The sequence below is a fragment of the Bacillus sp. SLBN-46 genome, from assembly GCF_031453555.1.
GTDB lineage: Bacteria > Bacillota > Bacilli > Bacillales > Cytobacillaceae > Neobacillus.
On sequence record NZ_JAVIZM010000001.1, the window covers coordinates 1462810 to 1488310 of the forward strand.

Annotated in this window: 29 protein-coding genes; 20 read left to right on the plus strand and 9 right to left on the minus strand. The window is 38.7% G+C overall.

Annotation, left to right across the window (positions count from 1 at the left end):
- The first annotated feature begins 98 nt into the window (after nucleotides 1-98).
- The 3 genes from QFZ87_RS07380 (at nucleotide 99) to QFZ87_RS07390 (ending at nucleotide 2032) form a co-directional block, all read left to right on the plus strand.
- Complete coding sequence (locus QFZ87_RS07380; RefSeq protein ID WP_309859694.1) at nucleotides 99-1292, plus strand: alanyl-tRNA editing protein; 1194 nt, start codon at nucleotides 99-101, stop codon at nucleotides 1290-1292.
- 69 nt (nucleotides 1293-1361) lie between these two features.
- Complete coding sequence (locus QFZ87_RS07385) at nucleotides 1362-1739, plus strand: PH domain-containing protein (protein ID WP_308082671.1); 378 nt, start codon at nucleotides 1362-1364, stop codon at nucleotides 1737-1739.
- 29 nt (nucleotides 1740-1768) lie between these two features.
- Complete coding sequence (locus tag QFZ87_RS07390; RefSeq protein ID WP_309859698.1) at nucleotides 1769-2032, plus strand: DUF1871 family protein; 264 nt, start codon at nucleotides 1769-1771, stop codon at nucleotides 2030-2032.
- Between the two features lie 161 nt (nucleotides 2033-2193).
- Here the strand turns inward: QFZ87_RS07390 and QFZ87_RS07395 are convergent, their stop codons facing one another.
- Nucleotides 2194-2397, minus strand: a complete 204-nt coding sequence (locus QFZ87_RS07395) for a helix-turn-helix transcriptional regulator (RefSeq protein WP_309859700.1) — start codon at nucleotides 2395-2397, stop codon at nucleotides 2194-2196.
- A gap of 212 nt (nucleotides 2398-2609) precedes the next feature.
- Here QFZ87_RS07395 and yugI point away from each other — a divergent pair, with 212 nt between their 5' ends.
- The 3 genes from yugI to QFZ87_RS07410 all read left to right on the plus strand — a co-directional run bounded on the left by yugI (nucleotide 2610) and on the right by QFZ87_RS07410 (nucleotide 5669).
- Nucleotides 2610-3014 (plus strand): S1 domain-containing post-transcriptional regulator GSP13, encoded by a 405-nt coding sequence (gene yugI, locus QFZ87_RS07400; RefSeq protein WP_309859703.1) that lies wholly within the window; start codon nucleotides 2610-2612, stop codon nucleotides 3012-3014.
- Between the two features lie 159 nt (nucleotides 3015-3173).
- A complete protein-coding gene (locus QFZ87_RS07405) occupies nucleotides 3174-4373 on the plus strand; it encodes an ornithine--oxo-acid transaminase (protein WP_309859706.1) in 1200 nt (399 codons plus the stop codon).
- Nucleotides 4374-4397: 24 nt separating this feature from the next.
- Complete coding sequence (locus QFZ87_RS07410) at nucleotides 4398-5669, plus strand: Glu/Leu/Phe/Val family dehydrogenase (protein ID WP_309859709.1); 1272 nt, start codon at nucleotides 4398-4400, stop codon at nucleotides 5667-5669.
- Between the two features lie 54 nt (nucleotides 5670-5723).
- On the opposite strand, the gene QFZ87_RS07415 is transcribed toward QFZ87_RS07410, so the two are convergent.
- The gene (locus QFZ87_RS07415; RefSeq protein WP_308082677.1) at nucleotides 5724-5954 is read right to left on the minus strand and encodes a DUF378 domain-containing protein; all 231 of its coding nucleotides are present in this window, start codon (nucleotides 5952-5954) and stop codon (nucleotides 5724-5726) included.
- A 139-nt stretch (nucleotides 5955-6093) separates the two neighbouring features.
- On the opposite strand from QFZ87_RS07415, the gene QFZ87_RS07420 reads away from it, so the two are divergent.
- The 3 genes from QFZ87_RS07420 to QFZ87_RS07430 all read left to right on the plus strand — a co-directional run bounded on the left by QFZ87_RS07420 (nucleotide 6094) and on the right by QFZ87_RS07430 (nucleotide 9291).
- Complete coding sequence (locus QFZ87_RS07420) at nucleotides 6094-7257, plus strand: iron-containing alcohol dehydrogenase (protein WP_309859711.1); 1164 nt, start codon at nucleotides 6094-6096, stop codon at nucleotides 7255-7257.
- A 175-nt stretch (nucleotides 7258-7432) separates the two neighbouring features.
- The gene (locus QFZ87_RS07425) at nucleotides 7433-8782 is read left to right on the plus strand and encodes a glucose-6-phosphate isomerase (RefSeq protein ID WP_309859714.1); all 1350 of its coding nucleotides are present in this window, start codon (nucleotides 7433-7435) and stop codon (nucleotides 8780-8782) included.
- Between the two features lie 101 nt (nucleotides 8783-8883).
- A complete protein-coding gene (locus QFZ87_RS07430) occupies nucleotides 8884-9291 on the plus strand; it encodes a YugN-like family protein (RefSeq protein ID WP_309859716.1) in 408 nt (135 codons plus the stop codon).
- A 2-nt stretch (nucleotides 9292-9293) separates the two neighbouring features.
- Here the strand turns inward: QFZ87_RS07430 and QFZ87_RS07435 are convergent, their stop codons facing one another.
- The 4 genes from QFZ87_RS07435 to galU all read right to left on the minus strand — a co-directional run bounded on the left by QFZ87_RS07435 (nucleotide 9294) and on the right by galU (nucleotide 13277).
- Entirely contained in the window at nucleotides 9294-10274 is a 981-nt protein-coding gene (locus QFZ87_RS07435; protein WP_309859719.1) for a potassium channel family protein, read from the minus strand.
- A 111-nt stretch (nucleotides 10275-10385) separates the two neighbouring features.
- Nucleotides 10386-10973, minus strand: coding sequence for a helix-turn-helix domain-containing protein (locus QFZ87_RS07440; RefSeq protein ID WP_309859721.1), 588 nt, complete (start codon nucleotides 10971-10973; stop codon nucleotides 10386-10388).
- A 16-nt stretch (nucleotides 10974-10989) separates the two neighbouring features.
- Entirely contained in the window at nucleotides 10990-12258 is a 1269-nt protein-coding gene (locus tag QFZ87_RS07445) for an MFS transporter (RefSeq protein WP_309859724.1), read from the minus strand.
- Between the two features lie 137 nt (nucleotides 12259-12395).
- Nucleotides 12396-13277 (minus strand): UTP--glucose-1-phosphate uridylyltransferase GalU, encoded by an 882-nt coding sequence (galU, locus tag QFZ87_RS07450; protein WP_309859727.1) that lies wholly within the window; start codon nucleotides 13275-13277, stop codon nucleotides 12396-12398.
- A gap of 192 nt (nucleotides 13278-13469) precedes the next feature.
- Here galU and QFZ87_RS07455 point away from each other — a divergent pair, with 192 nt between their 5' ends.
- The 4 genes from QFZ87_RS07455 (at nucleotide 13470) to QFZ87_RS07470 (ending at nucleotide 17344) form a co-directional block, all read left to right on the plus strand.
- Nucleotides 13470-15146 (plus strand): DUF6044 family protein, encoded by a 1677-nt coding sequence (locus tag QFZ87_RS07455; protein ID WP_309859730.1) that lies wholly within the window; start codon nucleotides 13470-13472, stop codon nucleotides 15144-15146.
- Between the two features lie 20 nt (nucleotides 15147-15166).
- Nucleotides 15167-16204, plus strand: a complete 1038-nt coding sequence (locus QFZ87_RS07460) for a glycosyltransferase family 2 protein (protein ID WP_309859732.1) — start codon at nucleotides 15167-15169, stop codon at nucleotides 16202-16204.
- Nucleotides 16173-16604, plus strand: a complete 432-nt coding sequence (locus QFZ87_RS07465; RefSeq protein WP_309859735.1) for a GtrA family protein — start codon at nucleotides 16173-16175, stop codon at nucleotides 16602-16604. Before QFZ87_RS07460 ends, QFZ87_RS07465 begins: the two co-directional genes overlap by 32 nt.
- Before the next feature lie 113 nt (nucleotides 16605-16717).
- On the plus strand, nucleotides 16718-17344 hold the full coding sequence (locus QFZ87_RS07470) for a LysE family transporter (RefSeq protein ID WP_309859736.1): 627 nt from the start codon (nucleotides 16718-16720) through the stop codon (nucleotides 17342-17344).
- A gap of 34 nt (nucleotides 17345-17378) precedes the next feature.
- Here QFZ87_RS07470 and QFZ87_RS07475 read toward each other — a convergent pair whose 3' ends face one another.
- The gene (locus QFZ87_RS07475; protein WP_309859740.1) at nucleotides 17379-18746 is read right to left on the minus strand and encodes an amino acid permease; all 1368 of its coding nucleotides are present in this window, start codon (nucleotides 18744-18746) and stop codon (nucleotides 17379-17381) included.
- Nucleotides 18743-18907 (minus strand): hypothetical protein, encoded by a 165-nt coding sequence (locus QFZ87_RS07480; protein WP_309859742.1) that lies wholly within the window; start codon nucleotides 18905-18907, stop codon nucleotides 18743-18745. Before QFZ87_RS07480 ends, QFZ87_RS07475 begins: the two co-directional genes overlap by 4 nt.
- Nucleotides 18908-19114: 207 nt before the next feature.
- Here QFZ87_RS07480 and QFZ87_RS07485 point away from each other — a divergent pair, with 207 nt between their 5' ends.
- Entirely contained in the window at nucleotides 19115-19870 is a 756-nt protein-coding gene (locus tag QFZ87_RS07485) for a yteA family sporulation protein (RefSeq protein ID WP_309859746.1), read from the plus strand.
- A gap of 55 nt (nucleotides 19871-19925) precedes the next feature.
- Here the strand turns inward: QFZ87_RS07485 and QFZ87_RS07490 are convergent, their stop codons facing one another.
- Complete coding sequence (locus QFZ87_RS07490) at nucleotides 19926-20135, minus strand: YozQ family protein (RefSeq protein WP_396133902.1); 210 nt, start codon at nucleotides 20133-20135, stop codon at nucleotides 19926-19928.
- 93 nt (nucleotides 20136-20228) lie between these two features.
- On the opposite strand from QFZ87_RS07490, the gene QFZ87_RS07495 reads away from it, so the two are divergent.
- The 6 genes from QFZ87_RS07495 (at nucleotide 20229) to QFZ87_RS07520 (ending at nucleotide 25398) form a co-directional block, all read left to right on the plus strand.
- Nucleotides 20229-20366 (plus strand): hypothetical protein, encoded by a 138-nt coding sequence (locus QFZ87_RS07495; RefSeq protein WP_309859749.1) that lies wholly within the window; start codon nucleotides 20229-20231, stop codon nucleotides 20364-20366.
- Between the two features lie 20 nt (nucleotides 20367-20386).
- A complete protein-coding gene (locus tag QFZ87_RS07500) occupies nucleotides 20387-21283 on the plus strand; it encodes a cation diffusion facilitator family transporter (RefSeq protein WP_309859752.1) in 897 nt (298 codons plus the stop codon).
- A gap of 218 nt (nucleotides 21284-21501) precedes the next feature.
- The gene (locus tag QFZ87_RS07505) at nucleotides 21502-22440 is read left to right on the plus strand and encodes a magnesium transporter CorA family protein (protein WP_309859754.1); all 939 of its coding nucleotides are present in this window, start codon (nucleotides 21502-21504) and stop codon (nucleotides 22438-22440) included.
- Between the two features lie 177 nt (nucleotides 22441-22617).
- The gene (locus tag QFZ87_RS07510; RefSeq protein ID WP_309859757.1) at nucleotides 22618-23883 is read left to right on the plus strand and encodes a S8 family peptidase; all 1266 of its coding nucleotides are present in this window, start codon (nucleotides 22618-22620) and stop codon (nucleotides 23881-23883) included.
- Nucleotides 23884-24023: 140 nt separating this feature from the next.
- Nucleotides 24024-25244 (plus strand): helix-turn-helix domain-containing protein, encoded by a 1221-nt coding sequence (locus QFZ87_RS07515; RefSeq protein WP_309859759.1) that lies wholly within the window; start codon nucleotides 24024-24026, stop codon nucleotides 25242-25244.
- 10 nt (nucleotides 25245-25254) lie between these two features.
- Nucleotides 25255-25398, plus strand: a complete 144-nt coding sequence (locus tag QFZ87_RS07520) for a hypothetical protein (protein WP_309859761.1) — start codon at nucleotides 25255-25257, stop codon at nucleotides 25396-25398.
- Nucleotides 25399-25501 lie beyond the last annotated feature (103 nt).

The window sequence follows — 25501 nt, forward strand, 5'->3', positions numbered from 1 at the left end:
CATCTTTTTATAAGGGACAGGTTTTTCTATTTCTTGCTTTTTATCGTATTTTTCAAGACAATGAATTCATTAAATTAATTTATTGGAGTGCATGGAAAATGGAACAAAAATTATATTACCTAGATGCGTACATACAAACGTTTTCTGCCCAAATAGTAAAACAAGAACAAGGTGAGCAAGGACAGTGGTATGTTGTTTTAGACCAGACAGCCTTTTATCCAATAGGTGGAGGACAGCCATCTGATCAAGGAACCATTGCGGATAGGAACGTTATCAATGTGGAAGAAAAAGAGGGAGAAATTCGTCATTACCTGGAAACCCCTTTACAGGAGATTGAAGGAATAAAAGAAGGGAGAGTTGATTGGGAAAGACGGTTCGATCATATGCAGCAGCATTGCGGACAGCATATTTTATCAGCAGCCTTTGATCATCTTTTTCAATATAAAACAGTTGGTTTTCATTTAGGCGCAGAGACGCTGACGATAGACCTTGAAACTGAAACTCTAACAGAACACGAAGTAAAAAGGGCAGAAGAACTTGCAAATAAAATTATTTTAGAAAATAGAGAGATTGAAGTGAAGTGGATAACGGAAGAAGAGTTATCCCAATATGCCCTTCGAAAAGAGACAAAGGTAAAAGAGGATATTCGACTTGTGATTATCCCGGATTTTGATTATAACGGCTGTGGTGGAACACATCCTAAATCAACTGGAGAGGTTAGCGCCATTAAAATATTAAATTGGGAAAGACAGAAGAAAAAGATTCGACTGCAATTTGTTTGCGGGCACCGAGTAATAAAGCAGCTTGAGAGAAAGCAAAAGGCGATGCTTGAATTAACTAAGCTACTCAATGCTCCCGAAAAAGAAATGGAAGCTGCTGTCAGTCGATTGATTGAAAACGGAAAAAGTTTGGAAAAGGCGTTGGAGCAAGCGAGGGAAAATTTACTTCAGTATGAAGCAAAGGAATTATTGGCCAAATCAGAGGACGCTCATCAAATAGTGGGTGAGGTATTTCAAAATCGCCCCATCCAAGAGCTGCAAAAGCTTGCTCGACTTATAACTGCGGAAAATGATCAGGTCCTAGTTTTCATTGTATCAACCAATGAAGGCAGGTTACAGCTTGTGTGTGCTAGGGGTGCCGCAAGAGAAGAGAATATGAAAGCATTGGTTGGAGAAATTCTACCAAAGATAAATGGAAAGGGCGGTGGAAATGAATCCTTTGCACAAGGCGGAGGAGATGCCCACCTACCAGCAGAAGAGATTCTTGATCTTATCCTAGCGCGTTTAAAATAGCTTCCTGTAAGTTTTCTTTGCTTGGATATTTAGGTATACTTGGATTAGAAACGTGAGAGGGTGAAAATCGTGGGATTTTTAGATGGATTAATGGGTAATGCATCAGAAGTAAATGCCGCAGAAGTACAGCGGGAATTCGGACGAGTTCTAGCACCAGCTGAACAAATTGAAAAGGCATATAAACTAATTCGTGATATGTTTATTTTTACTAATAAACGATTAATATTAGTAGACAAACAAGGACTTACAGGGAAAAAGGTCGAGTACCATTCGATTCCTTATAAAAGCATTACACATTTCAGTATTGAAACAGCAGGTAACTTTGACTTAGATGCAGAACTAAAAATTTGGATCTCAGGGAATGCCCTTCCATTACAAAAGCAATTTAACAAAAATCTTAACATCTATGAACTTCAAAGTGTTCTTGCAGAATATGTTCTGAAATAATACGACGAAGATGAGCTGGAGAGAAAAATATGAGAAAAGAGCTTCAAACAAACTTGCAATATGTGGATGCATTGAATGAGTGGGATCCATTTCAATTAAAGTCGGGCGGCTATGAAACAGAGATAGCTGATACCGTGCAAGCAGTGCATGAATTAAATGATACTAATAAGCTGGCTGAGCGAATTCAAGCCATTTATGAGTTCTCATTTGAAAAACTAATCCCGATGGAAAGCTGTTTGAAAATGGCAGATCAATTACTCACCATAAAAGCCAATGAATCTTGTTCTATCTAATAAAAAAAAGGACAAACCATTTTGGTTGTCCTCTCAAAAAGGGGGAATACTAGAAAGCTTTATAATTTAAGCTTTTCCAGATTCCTCTTTTTATATACTCTTAAAAAGAAAAAAATAAAAAAGCGGTACTTCTGAACCCGCTTTTCAACGTTGCTTTATAATCACTCACTATGTGCTAATAATTCAGTAGCAGGAATATCTAGAACAGTAGATATTTTTAGAATCGTTTGGTTACTTGGGATTTGTTCTCCAGATTCATACTTTTCAATGGTTTGCGTCCCCACTCTAACCTTTTGTGCTAGTTCCTCTTGGGTCATGTTTACTCTTTCGCGGTAAGTTTTAATGGTGTGGCCGATTGTATTCATACCGTTCACCTCTTTTTAGAAAATATATTTTCTCACTATTAGTATATCATTGTATTATTTTTTTACTTATTCCTTTTTTGAACATTTTGTTAAAAAATTCTTGCAGAGCCATTAATTCATGGAGAAGCTTTTTTGATTAAACCTATTTAGTATGATATAATCTTTAAATGCGTATATAAGGGTATAAATAATTATTACTTAGGAGTGTTTTCATGTCAGAAAAATTCGAAACAGGCAGTATAGTAACAGGTAAAGTAACGGGTATTCAACCATATGGTGCGTTCGTTGCGCTAGACGAAAATACACAAGGTCTTGTACACATCTCCGAAATCACGCACGGCTATGTAAAAGATATTAATGAACACCTTAAAGTTGGAGATGAAATCAAGGTTAAGGTATTATCTGTGGACGAAAGTGCTGGAAAAATCGGCTTATCTATTCGTGCAACAGAAGAAGCACCTGTTCAACAACAACAAGCTGTTAAAGCTAAGAAGCCTCGTAAGCGCCAGGCAGCAACAATTATTCCTGAAGCTGATGGTCAACAAGGTTTTAACACGTTAAAAGATAAGCTTCAAGAGTGGATTGATCAGTCACAACGCGAAGAAATCAAAAAATAAAGAATCTAAAAGCCTAGGACCTGCTATGACACATAGCTTGGACTAGGCTTTTTTTATAGATTAAAAAAAGTTTATTAGAAGTGTTCATTCTTTTTTTAGGCTCGGCTACAATAGTATTGTACATACATTAATTTCAGGATCGAAATGGAGGAAGGAATCATGCAATCCAACGTTAATACAAGTGAATTGATTGAGAAAACAGAGAAATATGGTGCAAATAACTATCATCCACTTCCAATTGTCATATCACGTGCAGAAGGTGTCTGGGTGGAAGACCCGGAAGGCAACAAATACATGGACATGCTTAGTGCATATTCTGCGGTAAACCAGGGTCATCGTCATCCAAAAATCATTCAAGCATTAAAGGATCAGGCAGACAAAGTCACATTAACTTCACGTGCCTTCCATAATGATCAGCTTGGCCCGTGGTATGAAAAAGTAAGCCAATTAACGAATAAAGAAATGGTCCTTCCAATGAATACAGGAGCAGAAGCTGTTGAGACGGCTGTAAAGGCAGCTCGCCGCTGGAGCTATGATGTGAAAGGGATTGCCGAAGACCAAGCAGAAATCATTGCTTGTGTAGGAAACTTCCACGGAAGAACAATGACAGCCGTTTCATTATCGTCCGATCCTGAATATAAACGTGGATTTGGTCCAATGCTTCCAGGAATTAAGCTCATTCCTTATGGAGATTTAGAGGCCTTAAAAGCAGCGATTACTCCAAATACAGCTGCATTCTTAATTGAACCGATTCAAGGTGAAGCTGGCATTGTCATTCCACCTGAAGGGTTTATCAAGCAAGCAATGGACCTTTGTAAGAAAAATAATGTTCTTTTTATAGCAGATGAAATTCAAGCGGGACTAGCACGTACTGGTAAAATGTTTGCATGTGAATGGGAGGGCATTGAACCGGACATGTATATTCTTGGCAAAGCACTTGGCGGGGGTGTTTTCCCCATTTCATGTGTCGTTGCCAATAAGGATATCTTGGGAGTATTTAATCCTGGTTCACATGGTTCTACTTTTGGCGGAAATCCAATGGCTTGTGCGGTTTCTATTGCAGCCTTAGATGTGCTGGTTGATGAACAGCTTGCACAAAAATCACTAGAACTTGGAGAATATTTTATTAGCGAATTAAAAGAAATTAAGAATCCTAAAATAAAGGACGTCCGAGGAAGAGGATTGTTCATCGGCGTAGAATTGACAGAAGCGGCTCGTCCGTATTGTGAACAATTAAAAGATTTTGGACTGCTATGTAAAGAAACTCATGATACAGTCATTCGTTTTGCACCTCCGCTCGTCATTACTAAAGAAGAGTTAGATTGGGCAATCGAACGGATTGTCAAAGTATTAGGTTAAGATTAACAAAATAGGGGTGCAAAAATGGGGACTAATGATGGAGATGGAATGGAAAAGGAAATAATCAACCTTCTTACATCAACGCAGATTGTTATTCATGATGCATTAAAAAAGCTAGGGCTTAATCAAGAAGTGTATCATTTGCTGGAAGAACCTTTAAGAACTATGACCGTACGAATACCCACTCGTATGGATGATGGTTCTACGAAAGTTTATACAGGCTTCCGTGCCCAGCATAATGATGCGGTTGGACCGACAATGGGCGGTGTCCGCTTTCACCCCATGGTAAGCGAACATGAAGTCAAAGCATTATCCATGTGGATGAGCTTGAAATGTGGGATTGCTGATTTACCCTTTGGTGGGGGCAAGGGCGGTATTGTATGTAACCCAAGGACCATGTCATCGGGGGAACTTGAACGTTTAAGCCGTGGATATGTTCGTGCAATCAGCCAAATCGTTGGGCCGACGAAGGATATACCGGCACCAGATATGTATACAAATTCGCAGGTTATGGCATGGATGATGGATGAATATAGCCGTCTCCGCCAATTTGACTCTCCCGGCTTTATAACGGGGAAACCGCTCGTGCTTGGAGGATCTGAGGGTCGGGAAAAAGCAGGAGCAAAGGGCGTAACGATTTGTATTGAAGAAGCAGCCAAAAAACGTGGAATTACCATAAATGGTGCCCGAGTTATTATTCAGGGTTTTGGAAATGCGGGAAGTTTTATTGCGAAATTTCTTCATGAAATGGGTGCCAGGATTATTGGAATCTCAGATGTCTATGGCGCACTGTATAATCCTGACGGCTTGCCAATTCAATATTTATTAGACCGTCGCGATAGCTTTGGTACTATAACTACCCTTTTTGAGGGCGTGATTACCAATCAAGAACTGCTTGAACAGGAATGTGATATTTTAATACCAGCTGCTGTTTCGAATCAAATTACTGCTGAAAATGCTCATAATATTAAAGCGAAGATTGTAGTAGAAGCCGCCAATGGCCCTACTACATTTGAAGCAACAAAAATACTAACAGAGCGTAATATTATGCTTGTTCCAGATGTACTTGCAGGTGCCGGTGGTGTTACCGTTTCCTATTTTGAGTGGGTCCAAAACAATCAAGGATATTATTGGAGTGAGGAAGAGGTTGAGTTCAGATTGAGGAAAAGAATCATCCAATCCTTCCATGATATTTATGAGCTTGCCATAGCACGGAATATTAATATGCGGTTAGCTGCTTATATGGTGGGCGTAAGAAAAATGGCAGAGGCATCCTTATTCAGAGGATGGTTATAAATAAAAAAAACCTTGCAGCCTCTTTTGGGCTGCAAGGTTTTTTATGCAAGTGACTTACACTCGATCCGTTTCTGGCTCTCTTACACGTTCTTCGTTTGGTTTAAAGAGAAGACCAAGGTTGATCAATCCAGCAATACCTACTAAACCGTAGATAATTCTAGAGAGGGCAGAATCTTGGCCACCAAATATGCTAGCGACAAGATCAAATTGAAAGAAGCCAATTAAGCCCCAATTAATGGCGCCAATAATAGTAAGAACTAGTGCTATACGTTGAATAGAACTCATGATTAATCCTCCTTTAAGATTGTTTCAGGTTTAGTTTGATTCAATATTTGCTTAACTATTCATAAAAAAATAAAATCCTTATTTTTGCAAAAAGGGAGATAATAATTAATAATGTTTAATGAAAAGGAGAGTGCAAACTATGGAAAATTTTACATTTTGGAATCCTACAAAGCTAATTTTCGGTAAGGGACAACTCGAACAATTAAAAAAGGAAATTCCTGTATACGGAAAAAAAGTATTGCTCGTTTATGGCGGTGGCAGTATTAAAAAGAGCGGTCTATACGATAATGTTCAAGCGCTTTTACAAGAAATAGGTGCTGAGGTATTTGAACTTTCAGGCGTGGAACCAAATCCACGTATCGCAACTGCGAGAAAAGGCGTAGAAATATGTAAAAAAGAAGGAATCGAATTCCTTTTAGCCGTAGGTGGAGGAAGTGTAATCGACTGTACAAAGTTGATTGCTGCAGGAGCAAAATATGACGGAGACGCCTGGGATCTAGTGATTAAAAAGGCGTTTGCTCGGGAGGCCCTTCCATTCGGAACCGTATTGACTCTGGCAGCAACTGGTTCAGAAATGAACGCAGGCTCGGTTATTACTAATTGGGAAACCAATGAAAAATATGGATGGGGCAGTCCTGTTACTTTCCCTAAATTTTCTATCTTAGATCCTGTTCATACGTACACAGTTCCAAAGAATCAAACCATATATGGAATAGTTGATATGATGTCACATGTTCTTGAACATTACTTCCATCTTGAAGAAAACACGGATTTTCAAGATCGTATGTGTGAATCCCTGCTCTTAACTATTATGGAGACTGCGCCGAAATTATTAGCAGACCTTGAAAATTACGATTATCGAGCGACCATTCTCTACAGCGGTACGATGGCATTAAACGGCATCCTGAACATGGGCTATCGAGGAGATTGGGCAACTCACAATCTAGAACATGCTGTATCAGCTGTTTATGATATTCCACATGGAGGAGGTTTAGCTATCCTTTTCCCTCACTGGATGAGACATAACCTAGCAGTAAAACCAGAGCGCTTTAAGCAATTAGCTGTAAGAGTATTTGGCGTGAACCCTGAAGGAAAGACTGCCGAGGAAGCAGGTCTTGAGGGAATTCAAAAATTACGTGAATTCTGGAGCAGCATTGAAGCACCAGCTCGTTTAGCTGATTACGATATCGATGACAGCAAGCTAGAATTAATGGCTGACCGGGCAATGGCAAACGGTGAGTTCGGTAATTTCAAAAAGTTGAATAGAGAAGATACCTTAGCTATTTATCGGGCATCACTATAATTGGGGGAGACTCGGGCATAAATGTCCGAGTCTTTTCTTTAATCTTAATCACTAAGTGACAACTTTTTTAAAACTGTCGAAAATGGGTACGCTTACAAGAGGATACCTTCCTTGATTATCCGCTCATCATTGGTTAAAGTGGTTATTGAAAAATAAAATTTATGGAGGATCATACATGACACACGTTCGTTTTGATTACTCAAAAGCACTTACTTTTTTTGGGGAACATGAACTTACATACCTGCGCGATGCAGTGAAAGTAGCACATCATTCTTTACATGAGAAAACGGGAGCAGGCAATGACTTTTTAGGATGGATTGACCTGCCAACTAATTATGATAAAGAAGAGTTCTCGCGTATTCGGAAATCTGCTGAGAAAATTAAAGGCGATTCCGAAGTCCTTCTTGTGATTGGGATTGGGGGATCTTATCTTGGCGCAAGAGCAGCCATTGAAATGCTGCAGCACAGCTTTTATAATGCTTTAACACAGGAACAACGTAAAACTCCACAAATCATCTTTGTAGGGAACAATATCAGTTCCACTTATATGAGAGATTTAATGGATCTCCTTGAAGGAAAAGATTTTTCTATCAATGTGATTTCTAAGTCTGGAACAACAACAGAACCAGCGATTGCCTTCCGTATTTTCCGCAAGCTTCTTGAGGAAAAGTACGGTGTAGAAGAAGCAAGAAAAAGAATTTATGCAACAACTGACAAAGCAAGAGGAGCTTTAAAGACGCTTGCAACAGAAGAAGGTTACGAAACCTTTGTGATTGCAGATGATATTGGCGGTCGCTACTCTGTTTTAACCGCTGTAGGACTGCTTCCCATTGCGGTGGGTGGCGCTAATATTGAAAGAATGATGGAGGGTGCAGCAGTAGCACAAGAGGACTTTGGCCATTCAGAGCTAGAAGACAATCCAGCTTATCAATATGCAGCCGTTAGAAATGCCCTCTACAACAAAGGTAAAACCATTGAAATGCTGATTAATTATGAGCCAGGCCTTCAGTATTTTTCTGAATGGTGGAAGCAACTGTTTGGAGAAAGTGAAGGGAAAGATCAAAAGGGAATCTTCCCATCTTCAGCCAATTTCTCAACAGATCTTCACTCACTTGGACAATATGTTCAAGAAGGACGCCGTGATTTATTTGAAACCATCATTAAGGTGGATAAGCCGCGTCACGAGTTGAAAATTGAAGCGTTTGATAATGATTTGGACGGTCTTAATTATTTGGCTGGACAAACAGTGGATTTTGTTAATAACAAAGCATTTGAAGGAACTATGCTTGCACATACAGACGGAGGCGTGCCAAACCTTATTGTCTCTATCCCTGCAATGGATGAGTATACATTTGGATACCTTGTCTATTTCTTTGAAAAAGCTTGTGCGATGAGCGGTTATCTTCTAGGTGTAAACCCATTTGATCAGCCGGGTGTTGAAGCTTATAAAGTGAACATGTTCGCCCTATTAGGCAAGCCTGGATTTGAAGAGAAAAAGGCAGAATTAGAAAAACGGTTGAAATAATATTGAAAAAGAGTGCTGATGCTTAAAGCGTCAGCACTCTTTTGTTATGAAACAATTTAGTTTGGAGAAACTAATCCTAATGACTAAAGGGGGTAAAATAGATGATTGAATTACCATCAAAGGTAGAAGGGCTTCAGTTTGATTTATATAAGCTTGAACAAAAATTAAAGCCAATTGGCTATTCAATTGGCGGCAACTGGGATTATAATCATGGCGCTTTTGATTATAAGCTGAATGATGAAGAGGGCTACCAATTTTTAAGGCTGCCATTTTCAGCAGTAGATGGACAGCTTGATGCTAGAAATTGTACTGTTGAATTAGGGCGACCGTTTCTGTTGTCCCATTTATACGAAGGAAATCTAGACGATGATGCGTCTACAGGAACCTTTTCAGGTTCAATAAATCAATTTCAGGATCCAATTGATAAGGATGCCAGCTTTCCTAAAAAATATATAGAAAATGGCAAGAACCTTGTTTCCGAATTAGAGATGCTTCTTTTAAACGATTAAACTTATTTAAAGGTTAATAATTCATCATTTTTCTCAATTGAAATGGAGTGGGAGGGATTCAACAGGGTTTCTTCCCCTCTTTTTACTCCAATTAACAGGAGTCCGTTTAACATTAATTCTTGGCAGCATTCTCCGAATGTTTTTCCAATATATGCTTCATCCACCGAATGGGAGGATAATCTTCGTTCCTGTAGCTGATGTACAACATTTGACAACAACCCATCTCCATTGGAATGAAGGCTATTAATCATAAAGACACTTGTTAGTTTATTGGATTGAATGACTTCGTCTGCGCCAGCACGTAACGCATTAATGACTTGTTCTGCCGTCAATATTTCGACAATGCATTTAACTTGGGAGCATAGGCCTTTAATCGTAAGTAACGTTAATATGCTATTCATATCCGCCTGAAGTTCTTCACTTCCCCTATCTGCTGTAATCAGCACCTTCTCAGCCTTCTCTATATCACTTTTAATAATTGTTTCATCGACATGACCTTTCCCTTGAATAAAATGAACGTATCTTGAATGGACTGGGTTTGTTTCAAGGGTATCATCAATAAGGACGATCATTTGCGGGAATTGAATCAATTTACTAATCAACTCTTTCGATCGTTCATTCCAGCCAATAATAACAATATGGCCACTTCCTCTAAAGGGGATTTTCCCCTCTGACAAGGCATCTTGTTTAGTCACAGCAGCGGCTGCTAAGGTTCCAAAATAGGAGGAAACAAATCCGACACCTAGTAATATCAAAATTAACGCAGTAATTCTGCCTAAAATAGAATGTGGTACGTAATCGCCATAGCCAACTGTAGAGGCAGTGATAATAGCCCACCATATTCCGTCAAAAACCGTAGGAAAAGTTTGAGGTTCTAACAAATGAATGGAAACTCCAAACGTTAGAAAGACAAGGATGGCTATAAATAGAATACGAATAAGGAGCGGCATTCGTAAAAAACTGATATAAACTCTGTTCGGCACATAGTTCACCTCCCTTGGATAGTATCTATTATTATCCAAAAATGCTCATCTCATTATAGGGCGATAGAAAGAGGCTGACTCCATTGAGCCAGCCTCCATAGCCATGAATCGTTACTGAGCATCTTCGACTCGATAACTTAACATGATATAAGCATATTTTGACTTTTTATTTCTGTCTTCCTCTGAAAGCTTTGGCAGACTGGAGTCATCGAAGGATCCTTGCTGCTCAGTTTCTTCTCGAATCGACCGCATCATTCGACCATGAGAGGTTTCCCATTCTCTGCCTGTAAGGGTAGGCAAACTAATCATTAAGTTTACTTGTTTATCAAAATCTGTTGTACCTTTTTTTAACTCGGATTGAAGGAGCTTCAAGCCTGGCTCAAGAAGTTTCATGATTTCCTCCATGACTGAATCATGGTGTTCTCTTAATAATGCTTCATCCAATTCAAATCTTTTTCCTGCAACCTTGGTTCTTTGATAGTATTTTTCAATTAAATTCCCCTGCTGCCGGGTCTCCACCAATTCTAGTAATCCTGCCTCCTCCAGCTTTTTTACATGATAATATAGCCGTGATTGTTTTTCATTTAATTCCTCGGCAATTTGACTGACGGTCACAGGTTTGCTAGCAATGTCAAGAATACTTCTTTTTCTAACATCTAACATCATTTTTGCAATTTCAATATCATCTATTTTTTTCACAAACGTACCTCCAAGATTAATTAACGGCCGCAGGCTGCTTTGCTTTTCGGACAGCGTCTGCGTCACTATGTTCCGAAAGGCTCCTATATCCCTTCAGTAATGGCATTAATATCGCAACAACGACCAGAAGGGCACCTGAGAATGCAGTACCATACAATACACCAATTTCTCTAGAAAGCCAACCGCCCACTAAAATTCCAACAATAGAGGAGGTGCTTGCTGTTATTCCTAATAAAGAGGAACCTCTTCCTCTAAAGGCAGCAGGTGTCACTTTTAAAAATAAACTGCTCAACGGGACATTTAAAAAGGCGTTTAATACACCTACCATTATACTCCAAATATAGACAGGCAGGAGGCCAAATTGTAAACGGAAGCTGTCAACAGGGATGATAACCACCATCCAAAGTCCAATTACAGCAGTACCTGCTAAAAAAATAGTACTTGGACTAATGCGCTTGAGTGCAAATGGTGCGGCAAAGCCTGCGCCGAATATAACACCAACCGCGGTAGCGGCTTCAATAAATCCGAAATGGAAGGCGGATACATGGAACTGATTGGTGAGAACGGCAATAAGGTTGGTGTTCAATATTCCGCATACAAGTGTTATAGGAATCAATAGGATAAGCAAAAAACGTAATGCAGGCATACCAATGACCTCTTTTACGCCCGAGCGTATTGACATGAAATAAGATTCTTTAACTGCATCTTTTGAATATGTCATTCTACCAAGATTTCGGAGTGTAAGGATGAAGATAGCTGACAGACCGAAGGTAACCGCATCAATGGCAAAAATAAAATTATAATTGTTTGTCATCATCAATAAGGCACCAACAGAAGGACCAATGATATCCATGGCCGCTCTTGTTGATTGTGACAGAGAGATGGCCTGCTGAATATTTTCTTCACCAACTAAGTCCGGTATGGATGAGGAGCGGGCAGGGTCAAAGAGGGCAGAACCAATTCCTTGAAGAGCGATAAGTAGGATCAGGGCTAAGGCGGAATGGTGGAAAGGAATCATTAAAAGTACGATGACCATCCGATATACATCGGCCCCGACCATTAACCATCTACGATTGTATTTATCAGCTAATGGGCCTAAGAAAATACCAAAAAAGGCCGTTGGCAGGAGCTGGGCAAAAATGACTAAACCAATCGCAAAGGGGTCCTTTGTTAAGGTAGCTACCAAATAGACAATGGCAATTCGTGTAAATCCATCGCCCAATTGTGAAATGATTTGACCTAACCAAAAACGAAAATAGGTCCGGTTACTAAGAATCTTCAACATTGTTGATCATCCTTCCAAAATATATTTTATCGTTAAAAAAAAATTTAATGGTTAAATTTATTTTAATGGAAATTTTTTAATATGTAAATAATGGAAAATGTCTAGTTTTGTCGGCTCAAAATAAAAAGGCAGAGCATTTAGCTCTGGCCTTTTTCGATTTTTAGTATGGAGTCTCTTAAATATTTCTCCAGTTTCTTCTTTAGTTCGGGGCGCTTAAGAGCGAAATCGATGGACGCCTGAAGGAAGCCGAATTTGTCACCTACATCGTAACGAGACCCTTCGATTAAATAAGAAAAGATTGGCTCTCTAGCTAGTAAAAGATCAATGGCATTGGTTAGCTGAAGTTCACCCTTTTCATCTGGTTTTATTTTTTCGAGCATTTCAAAAATAACAGGACTTAAGATGTAACGTCCCACAATGGCCTGTGTGGAAGGAGCATCGGCTATTGATGGTTTTTCGACAAGGCTTTGAACCTTAAACATATCGTTATACTTGTAAGAGTAATCAACGATTCCATACTTCACAACATCCATACGGGGTACTTCTTTGCAGCCTAATATGGTGGACTGAACCTCATTGTATTTATTAATCATTTGTCTCAAGGCAGGTACTTCACTGTCGATAATATCGTCCCCGAGCAGTACTGCAAAGGGCTCATTTCCAATGAACTTTTTAGCACATAAGATAGCGTGGCCAAGTCCTAAAGGCTCTTTTTGCCTCACATAGTGGATATCAGCTAGATTTGAAATACTCTGAACTACCTTTAACATTTTAATTTTGCCTGATGTTTTTAGTTGGATTTCTAATTCTAGCGATTTATCAAAATGGTCTTCTATCGCTCGTTTGTTTTTCCCCGTTACAATAATAATGTCCTCTATTCCAGAGAGTACGGCTTCTTCCACAATGTATTGTATCGTGGGTTTATCGACAATGGGGAGCATTTCTTTTGGCTGTGCTTTTGTCGCGGGCAAAAATCGTGTCCCTAAGCCTGCAGCAGGTATGACGGCCTTTTTTATCATTCATTCATCCCCTTTTACATGTAAATGACTAGGAATCCTTGTTTACATCCTATGCAGGTTAAAAAAGAATTAGTATTTACGTGAATGGCTGTTCATTATCCTAACTTGTAAGATTGAAGAATAATTTTCATCTTAGAAGCAAAATTTAAAACGGAAGTTCTCTTTGAGAAGAAGGTTTTGAGGTGTAGAAGAGTGGTTAATGAAACGAAAAAGGAGCAGAGATTTATCCTCTTTGCTTTACTAGTTCTAGTGATCTATCTCTCTCCGCTATTTATTTTACAGGAAAATGCCCATATCAGGGTTCATGATAATTTAGATTCAAACCTGGCTTGGTACAAGGTGCTTGCGAGGAGCGGGGAAATGTTTGGAGCAGTCGATGCTACTATTCCTCAGATTATCAATGGACAGCTACAGAGAAATGCTTTTGGGACGGAATACAGCATCATCGTTTGGTTGTATGCACTTTTCCCAACGATGATTGCATATGGGCTCAGTCAGGCATTAACAAGGGTGGTAGCATTTATCGGGATGTATTTATTATTAAAGAAACATTTCCTTCCGGGCAGGAAATGGATGGACCTGCAAATTGGCTGTGCACTTGCGTTTGCATTAACACCATTTTGGCCGTCAGGGATGCTTAGCACTTTAGGGATGCCCTTGGCACTGTGGGCTTTCTTAAACATTCGAGAAGGTACGGGTACCTGGAAGGAATATCTTGTCCTTACGTTATTGCCCTTGTACGCTAGCATTGTATTGGGATTCTTCTTTTTTCTAAGTGCGATGGGGATTTTCTGGCTGATTGATGGATTACGTGGGAAGGGATGGAATCTACGATTTTTGACCGCTATTGCTTATATGACTTCCATATTTATGCTCGTGGAATACCGATTGGTTTTTTCATTTCTTTATACAGCTGAGCCGAATAGTCGTGATGAATATTTTCATGCCCACTTGTCTTTTTGGAGAGCAGTAAGACTTACCTTAAAGAATTACACGCTTGGACACACTCATGTTATGACTGTACACACATTATTTATTCTGCCTGCTACGTTTATCGCTATTTATTTTATTTATAAAAAAAAGCTGTGGAAGCAGGAAAAGTTGTTTGTGTTTTTATTTGCATTAAATATTTTGCTATCTATCTGGTATGCCTTTTGGTTTTATGAAGGCTGGGTTCCATTAACCAAACGATTTCATTTTATGAATACCTTTAATTTTGCACGGTATCATTTTTTAAGACCGCTCGTCATTTATAGTGGGTTTGCTCTTGCCTTAAAAATCATCGCCTTACAGGGGGGAAGCTGGGTCAGAACTGCAAAGTGGTTACTTCTCTTACAAATTCTTTTTTTAGGCTTATTTAATGATGAGATTATTTATCAACAAAAGCCAACGGTCCAAGAGTTTTTTGCCGAGGATCTGTTCAAGGACATTAAAGAGCATATTGGTTTAAGTCAGGAAGAATACCGCGTGGCAAGTATCGGAATCCATCCTGCTATTTCTCAGTATAATGGATTTTACACGATCGATACCTATAATAATTTTTATCCCTTAAGCTATAAACACCAGTTTAGAAAAATAATTGAAAAGGAGTTAGCAAAGAATAAAACCATTCGAACATACTTTGACCAATGGGGCGGTCGCTGTTATCTGTTTACAGCACAGCTTGGAAAAAGATATATGATAAAAAAGGATTCCAAGTGGCATTTGAAACATCTGCAGTTGAATACAGAAGTGTTTAAAGAGATGGGCGGCAGGTACATTCTTTCAGCTTTACCGATTGACAATGCCGAGGAAAATCACCTTTCATTGGATAGAGTATTTGTTTCAAAGACATCTGCATGGAAAATTTACTTATACAAGACTTTGTAGACACCGGGGGGTTTGAACAGATGATGGAACCAGTCCTTACTATTGTTGTACCATGCTATAACGAGGAAGAGGTCTTACCTGACACCATTGATCAACTTCAGCGGCTGTTAAAAGATCTGATAAACGAAGCACTTGTTTCAAAACATAGTAAAATTTTATTCGTTGATGATGGAAGTAAGGATCGCACATGGGAGTTAATTTATAAAGAAGGGCTCCGGAGCGATTATGTCCGAGGATTAAAATTATCAAGGAATGTTGGGCATCAAAATGCACTCCTTGCTGGGTTATTTGCCGCAAATGAGCTTTCTGATTGTGTCGTTTCCATTGACGCTGACTTACAGGATGATATTCAAGTCATCGCTGAATTTATTAATAGGTTTCAAAAAGGCACTGATATTGTTTATGGTGTACGTAAAGGAAGGGATTCAGATACATTCTTTAAAAGGAGTACCGCACAAGGATTCTATAAGCTAATGAAAAAGATGGGGGTAGACCTCGTTTATAATCATGCTGATTTTCGTTTAATGAGCAAACGGGCTATAGAAGAGCTAGAGCGCTTTAAGGAAGTGAATATGTTTTTGCGGGGAATCGTGCCACTGCTTGGGTTTAAATCAGATGTCGTTTATTATAATCGGTTAGAAAGGCAGGCCGGTGAAACAAAATACCCGTTAAAAAAAATGCTAGGCTTTGCCTTTGATGGAATCACTTCCTTTTCGGTATCACCCATCAGGTTTGTGTTGTTGATTGGATTTATTTCCTTTTTCATGAGTCTCTTATTTGGAGGCTACTTTTTAACTCTGAAATTTTTTGGTCATACAACCATGGGATGGACCTCGTTAATTACATCTATTTGGTTAATTGGTGGATTGCAATTAATCGCAATCGGACTGATTGGTGAATATGTCGGGAAAATTTATAAAGAAGCCAAACAGCGACCAAAATATATCGTCGATATCGATTCCTTTAATCTCCCCAAACCAAGGCACCATTTAGTGAATCAAACCAAAGAAGATGAGGTATTTAATCTTGATTTCAGAAAAGTATCTGATACCAACTAATCATTCACTTGTCCGTTTTTTGCTTGTGGGGGTGGTGAATACAGGTATAGGTTTGGCTAGTATGTTTTTGTTGCTGAATGTTGTCGGAACCAGCTATTGGGTCTCCACATTTACTGGAAATGCAATCGGTGCATGTGTCAGCTTCATATTAAATAGGGCCTTTACGTTTAAAAGTACGGTTTCCTATCATAAAGGGCTGCCACGATTTATCATTGTTATATTACTTTGTTATTTTAGCTCCTATTTTCTTAGCGGGAAAATGGGTGAATGGATCAGCCAATATTTTATCATCAGTCCCGAAATGGTGAAAAATGTTTCTGTTCTTTTAGGCAGTGTGTTTTATACCATTAGCAATTATTTAGGGCAAAAATACTTTGTCTTTATAAATAAAACCTGCTAAAAAGAGCTTTCCATAAAGGAAGGCTCTTTTTTTATTTTTTTGTCGTACAACCCTCCCTTATTGAATAAAAATGGGTAGACAGGCTTTTTATGTTCAAATAAGGAGAGATAAAAATGAATGTATTCTTAAGCTATATCTTACTGGGGTTGTCGCTTGCTGCTCCTATTGGACCGATTAATGCGGCACAAATTGACAGGGGAATAAGAAATGGCTTTATGCACTCTTGGCTTATTGGAGTGGGGGCCGTTGTCGCAGATGGAGTGTATATGCTTGTTGTTTACATAGGCGTGGTTCAATTTCTAGAGACAGCCTTTATGCAAACTTTTCTTTGGTGTTTTGGCTGTTTTGTTCTCATGTATACCGGCATTGAAACATTCATGAGTGCGGGGAAAATTAACCTTGAGCATACGAGGAGCAATGAACCTCTTTTAAAGTCATTTGTTTCTGGTTTCTTGATGTCCATATCGAATCCACTAACGATTTTGTTTTGGCTGGGTATATACGGTTCTGTCCTTGCAAAGACAGCTGCAACCTATGAACGGAGCGAGTTAATTCTATATAGCAGTGCTATTTTTATTGGTCTGCTACTTTGGGATATAACGATGGCAGGGGTGGCCAGCAGTTTTCGAAAGTTCTTGACCTCCAAATTATTAGTTAGTATTTCCCTTCTTTCTGGGGTTTCCTTAATCGGTTTTGGGATTTACTTCGGCATGCAGGCCTTTCAGGTATTATTTGGATAATAGAAGAGGCTGACTCCTTATGAGTCAGCCTCTTCTATGCTGTTGGCCATGGCTTAAGCACTTTCTTTTTACTCTTCTTTTTTTCTTTATTCCATCTAAATTGCATAATAAAAGTGATGACACCTATGACGCATAAAAAGGCTAAGCTGATAAAAAATCCTGGTCTGCTAGTATCGTGGAACAAAGTACCGGAGACAGCAATTAAAATAAAAAGCGCGCCAATAGAATAGAATATTTTATCCTTTACCTTCAGTTCTAAGATTTTTCTAGAGGAAGCTAAAATGAAAATCCAATTATATAGAAGCATTAAGCTGGCTGCTGTTGTGATATACTCGTAAATTTTATCTGGCATCACCAATGCTGCCACAATTGAGGCAGTAATTCCTATCATGGTAATCAGTAAAGTAAAAAGTGGAACCTTTAATTTCCCTTTTTTAGAAAAACAGGCTGGCGCATCTCCTTCTTCTCCTAAGGTCATGAGAACACTGGTAACCCCATAAAGTGAAGCAGTCATTGTTGAAAAACCAGCAATAATTAACGCAGCATTAAAGAAATGAGGCACAAACGAAAGGTGATAGGTATCTAGGGCAACAACAAATGGACTTTCTTTCGAATTAAATTCCTTCCATGGAACCATAAGCACAGCCAGACCAATCGACAGGACATAAATAAAGGTGAGCACAAATAGCATCACTTTTCCGGCTTTCGGTGCCTCATCAGGATTTTTTAAATTGGTGGCCATTAATCCTAAAATTTCAATGCCTCCGAATGCGTAAAAGGCAAAAATGACGGCAGACCATAAACCTTTTAGCCCATGAGGAAGTATATCCGTCTGGCTGTCAGGATAAGAAATTGGCCGGTCCCCGTCGATTACACCAAAAATAGCTAAAGCTGCAATAATGACAAACATTAAGATGGCAGAAATTTTTAAAATGGCAAGAATGTTTTCCATTTTATTTAAAAGGCCAATTCCAATAAGAATGACGGTTATTCCTAAAACTCCGTAAATCGTGGCAAAAATCCATAAAGGAATTTTAGGAAACCAAAAGCGGGAAAAAATCGATAAGGCCGTCATTTGGCTTCCCATAATGAGTACTTCTGAGCTCCAATACACCCAGCCGCTGCTAAAGCCTGCCCATCGACCGTAGGCTTTTTTTGCATAGGATCTAAAACCGCCTTTAAGCGGCTCCTTAGATGTCATTTTAGACAGTGCATCAAAGACAAAGTAGGTTCCGATAGCAGCAATGACAAATGCAAGTAAGATGGATGGTCCTGTCATCTTTATAGCTAAGCTTGAACCAAGGAAAAAACCAGTACCAATTGTGCAGCCAACTCCAAAGAGAGAAAGCTGCCACCATTTCATATTGCTTTGTTCCCCTTTCGTCGATTTAGCTTTACTCATTGAATGTCACGGCCAGTTGCTCCTGGCGATTTATCGGTATTATCTTGGTTATTATACTCAGGGTCATTTAAACCAGGCTTTTGTTCTCTGTCAGAACCTAGATATTCCCCTTCGTGTTTTTGTTGAACACTTCTAAATTTACGAAAGTTTTCATTTACCATAAAAAATCTCCTCTTTCTCATCATTTATATCCTTTAAGATGCGCGTGAAGACAAATCTTATTCGAATTCCTTGGAAGCATTACAGATTGAATTTTGCTGGAATTAAATTTTTGTTACATAATCGAACGCGAAACAAATGAAAATATAAAGTATAAATGTTTCTTGAAATAAGATTCACTTGCGCTTTTCATGAAAGGAGTTTATCTCATGTTATCTACACAGCAGTTAGCTGAGTTGCGTTTACAATTATTGCAGGAAAAGAATGATGTGGAAGAGCATTTAGAACAAAATGATCATCTTGGGTTGGAAAGAGGGGCTTTTCATGAGTCCATGGGTGAATTGTCCAGTTATGATAATCACCCTGCTGATGAAGGAACCGAGCTATATGAACGTGAAAAGGATCTTGCATTAAATGAACATTATGAGCTGCAGCTAAGGAATATTAATCACGCTCTTGAAGCCATGGAAAAAGGAACCTATGGAAAATGTGAAGTATGTGGGAGTGAGATACCGATTGAGCGATTAGAGGCTTTGCCAAACACTACTTATTGTATTGAGCATAGTCCGGATCAAATCGTTTCACACAATCGTCCCGTTGAAGAAGGAGTATTAATGCCAGATTTCGGGAAGTTTGATATGGATGAAAAGGATGAAAATGTCGCTTTTGACGCAGAAGACTCCTGGCAGACAGTTGCCCAGTGGGGAACATCCGATACACCGTCAGACCTGGCCTTTCCAAAGGATGATTACCAGGATATTTACGAAGAAGCAAATGAAAATGTGGGATATGTAGAAGACTTCGAAAACTTCGTTGGTACTGATATGTATGGAAAGAATATAACGGTCTATCCTAATCCACAGCATGAGCAATACGAAAATGCACTGGATGAAGAAGGAATCATGACCAGTTTCGGCGACTTACCAGCCTATGAACATGATCCGTATGTGGATGAAGACAAATAAAAAGAAGTTCAAAAAAAGAAAACAGCTTTCGATTGAGAGCTGTTTTCTCTGATTTTTATTCTTCAGCGTTATCGGTGTCCTGGCCATTTGCGTCATCACTAACGGTACCAATTTCGCCTTCCATATAGGTATCGCTCACTTGTTCATGTGTGGTTGCAAGTCCAGATGAAAGGGCATCTTCTTTTTGATAATCGCTTGTATCAAAAACTCGACCTGCGATGTCTGCACTTTTGTTATTCGTACTCTTTTTTTCCAATTGAATCACTCCTTCATTAATTTGGGTACATCGGTATTTTTTCCCTTTTTACTCGTGTATTACACATTAAATAAATAAATCTCTAAGGAGTAGTGTAAAAAAATGAACAAAAAAAACGAATTTCCAACCCAAAAAGAATTAGACGAAGCATTTCATTTCTTACATGACCAAATCAATAGAATTTCAGTAGTTGAGGAAGTTGAAATGATTAAGGAAGACAAAGATAATCTAAAAGGATAAGGCTAAAAAGGTGGTTTAGTATGGAAATGAGAGAAACTTTGGCTAAAAAAATAGCCTGGATCAGTGTCATCAGCAATATTATCTTAACGGTAGGAAAAATTGCCATCGGGTGGTATGGAAATAGTGATGCCGTCTTTGCTGATGGGATTCATTCCGCTGCCGATGTCTTTGCTTCCATAATTGTCCTGTTGGTGATTAAAATAGCGAATAAACCTGCAGACCTTGAACACCCATACGGACATGGGAAAGCGGAGGTTATTGTTTCGGGAATTATAGGAATCTTACTCTTCTTTGTCGCTATATATGTCGTTTACGAGGGAATCAGCGGCTTTTTTCATGAAGTGGAGTCACCGAGTTTACTGGCCATGTGGGTTGCTTTATTTTCTTATATTACCAAGATTATTTTATACAGGAGTTCACTTAAGGTTGCTCAGCAGCATAATAGTAAGGCCATTGAAGCCATTGCGTTTGACCATAAAGCAGATATTGTGGCATCCATCGCTGCGGCTATCGGGGTCCTACTTTCCGTTATTGGGGAACGAATGGATATTCACTTCTTACTTTATGGAGATAAGGCAGCCAGCATATTTGTGGCCTATTTAATTTTTAAGATTGCTAAGGAAATGTTAATGGAAGCATTTGATATCTTATTAGAACGAAATATCAATTCAGAAACACTACAGGAATACATTGAAGTGATTAATCATTTTGATGAAGTTAGAAGGATTGACCGCATAAGGGCGAGAGAGCATGGACATTATGTATTGGTTGATTTACGTATCTCCATTGATCATTTCAAAACAATTAAGCAAGGTCACGATCTAGCCAAAACCATTAAACAAAAGCTTATGGATCAATTTGATAATATTCATGAAGTGTTGATTCATTTAAATCCGTATTTTCCAGAAGATAAATAAAAAACTCCTTTGTACTTTTGAGCGTTAGGGTTTATGATAGGAAAGGATATAAAAAAGTTAGAGGGAGTTGATATTGTTGAGTTATTCCGTTGACCCGGACCCAAGTAGGCGAGGGGAAGTCAATGTCTTTGAATGGATTGAATTGAATAATAGCAAGAATATCAACTCTGGAAAAGGTTGTTGGCTTCCTCAAAACAAGTAGGCGAGGAGGTTTTTGCATGTTAGAAATTTTTAAAAGTACGGAAACAAAAGTCTTGGAAAAAGTTGATGTGATTTCAAAAGGCTGCTGGGTTAATATGTATGCTCCGACAGCAGAAGAAATCAATCGAGTGTCTAGTGATGCCCAAGTAGACGTTGATATCCTAAAAGACGCCTTGGATGATGAAGAACGTCCGAGGATTGAACGTGATGACGGCAGAGTATATATCATCGTTGACTTTCCGTATATCGTTAAGGATGAAACAGGTTATGAAGGGTATGAGACCATCCCAATTGGCATTATCCTAACGGATGAATGTATTATCACTGTTTCATTGAAGGATACACCGATTTTAGAGGAATTTAAGAGAAACAGAGTTAAAGAGTTTTTTACCTTTAAGAAGACCCGCTTCGCTCTGCAAATCTTGTTTGTTATTTCATCGTATTATCTTCGGTACCTAAAACAAATTAACAAGAAAACCAATGAAATTGAACGAGTCGTTCACCAGTCATTGAAGAATAAAGAACTATATGCTTTTCTAGCTTTAGAAAAAAGTTTGGTTTACTTTACGACTTCATTAAAATCTAATAAGGTCGTTCTCGATAAAATTTTGCGCTTTAACTACTTAAAAATGTATGAAGAAGACAAGGATTTGTTAGAAGACGTCATTATTGAAAAAACACAGGCAATAGAAATGGCTGAAACCTACCGTTCGATCTTGAGCGGGATGATGAACGCTTTTGCCTCCATTATTTCAAATAATTTGAACATCGTAATGAAGTTCTTAACTTCCATAACAATTATTTTAGCCTTGCCAACGATGGTAGCAAGCTTTTATGGAATGAACGTAGACATTCCGTTTCAACATATTCGTCACCCCTATGTCATTCCACTTTCTATCTCGGTCTTTTTTGCTAGCTTAACTGCATTTATTTTTTGGAAAAAGAAATATTTCTAGACTGCCAGCCATTTTATTGGGCTGGCTTTTTATTTTTTTCTGATTCCTTTTAGTTGAAAATCAAAAAATTTTCCCAACTTCCAATAGGACTTTTTGTCCATATATTTTCAGAAAAATCAAAATATAATTAAGGAGCAGTGAGTTTGCTGTAAACATATTTTTGAGAGGAGTTTCTTGATGAAGAGAAAGAAAGTTCTTGGGGCTACGGTAATGAGTGTGGTAATGGGGATTTCAATGTTTGCAACCGGGGCATTTGGCCAACAGGCAAAAAGTAATGAGACGTTCCGGGTATTAATTCAAGGGCCAGCCTCCGAAAAGGCGAAAGCAAAGGCGAATTATGGGGTTCGCTGGGACTTTAACAGCAAAGGGTTTACAACAACAGTCAATGCACAGCAATACCAGGCACTTTTACAAAACAAAAACTTAACGATTGAAAAAGTTTCTGAGGTAAACGTAGGAACCATGAGAGAAGAAGCGGCCGCCAAACCAGGCGGAACAACTGGTGCAGTTCCTAGTGATCAAACACCATGGGGAATTCAGGCGATCTATAATGATTCTGCCATCGCGGCTACGTCCGGCGGAAGTGGAATAACGGTAGCGGTCTTAGATACAGGTGTAAATAAAAACCATGCTGATTTAGCCAGCAACGTAAAACAATGTCAGGACTTTTCACAGACAAAAGTTTCATGGGTAGATGGGACTTGTTCAGATGGTAACGGACATGGAACACATGTATCTGGTACGGTGCTAGCTAACGGTGGAAGCACAGGTAAAGGAATTTACGGTGTGGCTCCAGAAGCCAACCTTTGGTCCTATAAGGTATTAAATGACCGTGGCAGCGGCTATTCTGATGATATTGCTGCAGCCATTAATAAAGTAGCAGATGAAGCGGTTCGTACGGGTTCAAAAGTCATTATTTCTATGTCACTTGGCTCAAGCTCGAAGGATTCGCTAATCTCTAATGCCGTTGATTATGCATATGGTAAAGGTGTACTTGTTGTCGCCGCTGCAGGAAATGACGGACCTGGAGACAATACGATTGGTTACCCAGGTGCGTTAGTCAATGCAGTAGCCGTTGCTGCTTTAGAGAATGTTCAAGAAAATGGCACGTATCGTGTGGCTGATTTCTCATCCAGAGGAAATCCGGCAACCGACGGTGACTATGTAATCCAAGAACGTGATGTAGAGGTATCTGCACCAGGCAGAGCGATTGAGTCAACCTGGAAGGATGGTGCATATAACACCATTAGTGGCACATCGATGGCTACTCCACATGTCTCTGGTCTTGCTGCGAAGATTTGGTCAGCAAACCCATCATGGTCAGCCAGCCAGCTACGTGCAGAACTGCAGAACAGAGCGAAAGCGTATGATATTAAAGGTGGAACAGGCGCAGCTACTGGTGATGATTACGCCTCAGGTTTCGGTTTCCCTAGAGTAAAATAATGATTATGGCCATCCATACCTAGAGTCTGGGTGGCTTTTAAATAGATTATTCAATCTTTTAAAATAATCTGAAAAATATCTGTAAAAATAGTTACTATAGTAGTAAAATGGTAAAAAAAGAAAGGCAAGCTGGTGGTTAAATGGAATTTGGGGCATTAATTAAATTTTATCGAACTCAAAGAGGAATCACTCAAGCAGAGCTTGCAAAAGGGATTTGCTCTGTCCCGCATTTAAGCAAAATTGAGAACAACTCCAAAGAAGCCAATGAGGAAACGATTTCTCTATTATTGGAGCGGCTAGAAATAAGTTTGGAAGAGATAGAGGAAAAAGAAGATCAAATCAAAATCTTACTTCGAGAATTTGCAGAAAAGATCAATTTTTACTTAAAGGATAAAATTGATGAAACCTTCCAACAGTTAAAAGAGATAGAGCATATCATACCTTTCTCCAAGTATATTTATGTCTGGGAATTATATAAATTTAGATACTTAATATTTAAAGGTTTAGTCGTTGAAGCTGAAAGTCAAAGGGATCTATTATACAAGCAGAAGAAGAATTTTTCCCAACATGAAGACTATTTATTTAGATACTATAATGCTGTATTTTTAATGTGGAAGGGTCAATATAAAAATGCAGATGATATCTTGGATGCCTTGCATGCAGAAAATGGTAATGAAACGACAGATGGAGAATTTCTTTATCACCGTGCCTTGATAAAAAGTTCCCTTGAGCAGTCAGGTCATGCTATCCATTTTGGGAAAATGGCTCTGCAGATCTTTATGAATCAGCATAACTTTTATAGAATTCTTCACACGTTGATGCTTCTAGGAATCAATTATACACATTCCAATATTTATGAAGAAGCCCAAGGATGCTTTCAACATTTGATACGTAATGCTGAGTTATTAAAGGAAGAAAGGATGCTTCCGCAAATCTATCATAATATGGGCTATCTGCAAAATAAAATGAAAAATGTAAAGGGTGCATTGTATTACTACGAAAAAAGTCTCGACCTGCAACCTAATTTTAATCAACACTATCTAGTAACCTTATATTCCATAGGAGAACTTAACTATCATCTTCAATCAGTTGAGAAGGCTAGAGAATGTTTTCAAGAAGTACATTCATTGGCAAAGGATTTAGGTGTGAAAAAATATAGACTTCTAGCAGATTTTTATTTATTCCTTTTGGTTTCTCCATCAAAAGGGTTTAAATATTTAGAAACAAAAGTAATCCCTTATTTTGAAGAAGCAAATGAACATATTGATGACCTTACCAGTTTTTATAAAATGCTTGCTGATTATTACCAAGGTAAGGGAATGATTATGGAAGCAGTGAATTATTTAAATAAAATTACTTAGGAGGTTTACTATGAAAAAGTTTGTTGTACTATTAATGTCAGTTTCAATGCTTGTTCTTTTCTCATCTGCAAAGAATGTAGATGTTCAAAAATCGGCTCATCATGTAGCCTATTCTGATCCTTCTGACCACCCTATTCAACCGCCAATCGGATGATCGTGGAAGCAAATCCCTGATAATATCAGGGATTTTTTTATTGTGAGAATGTAAGAGCATCTGATGGCAGACAATAGGATTAATTTATGAATTTGAATAAGGG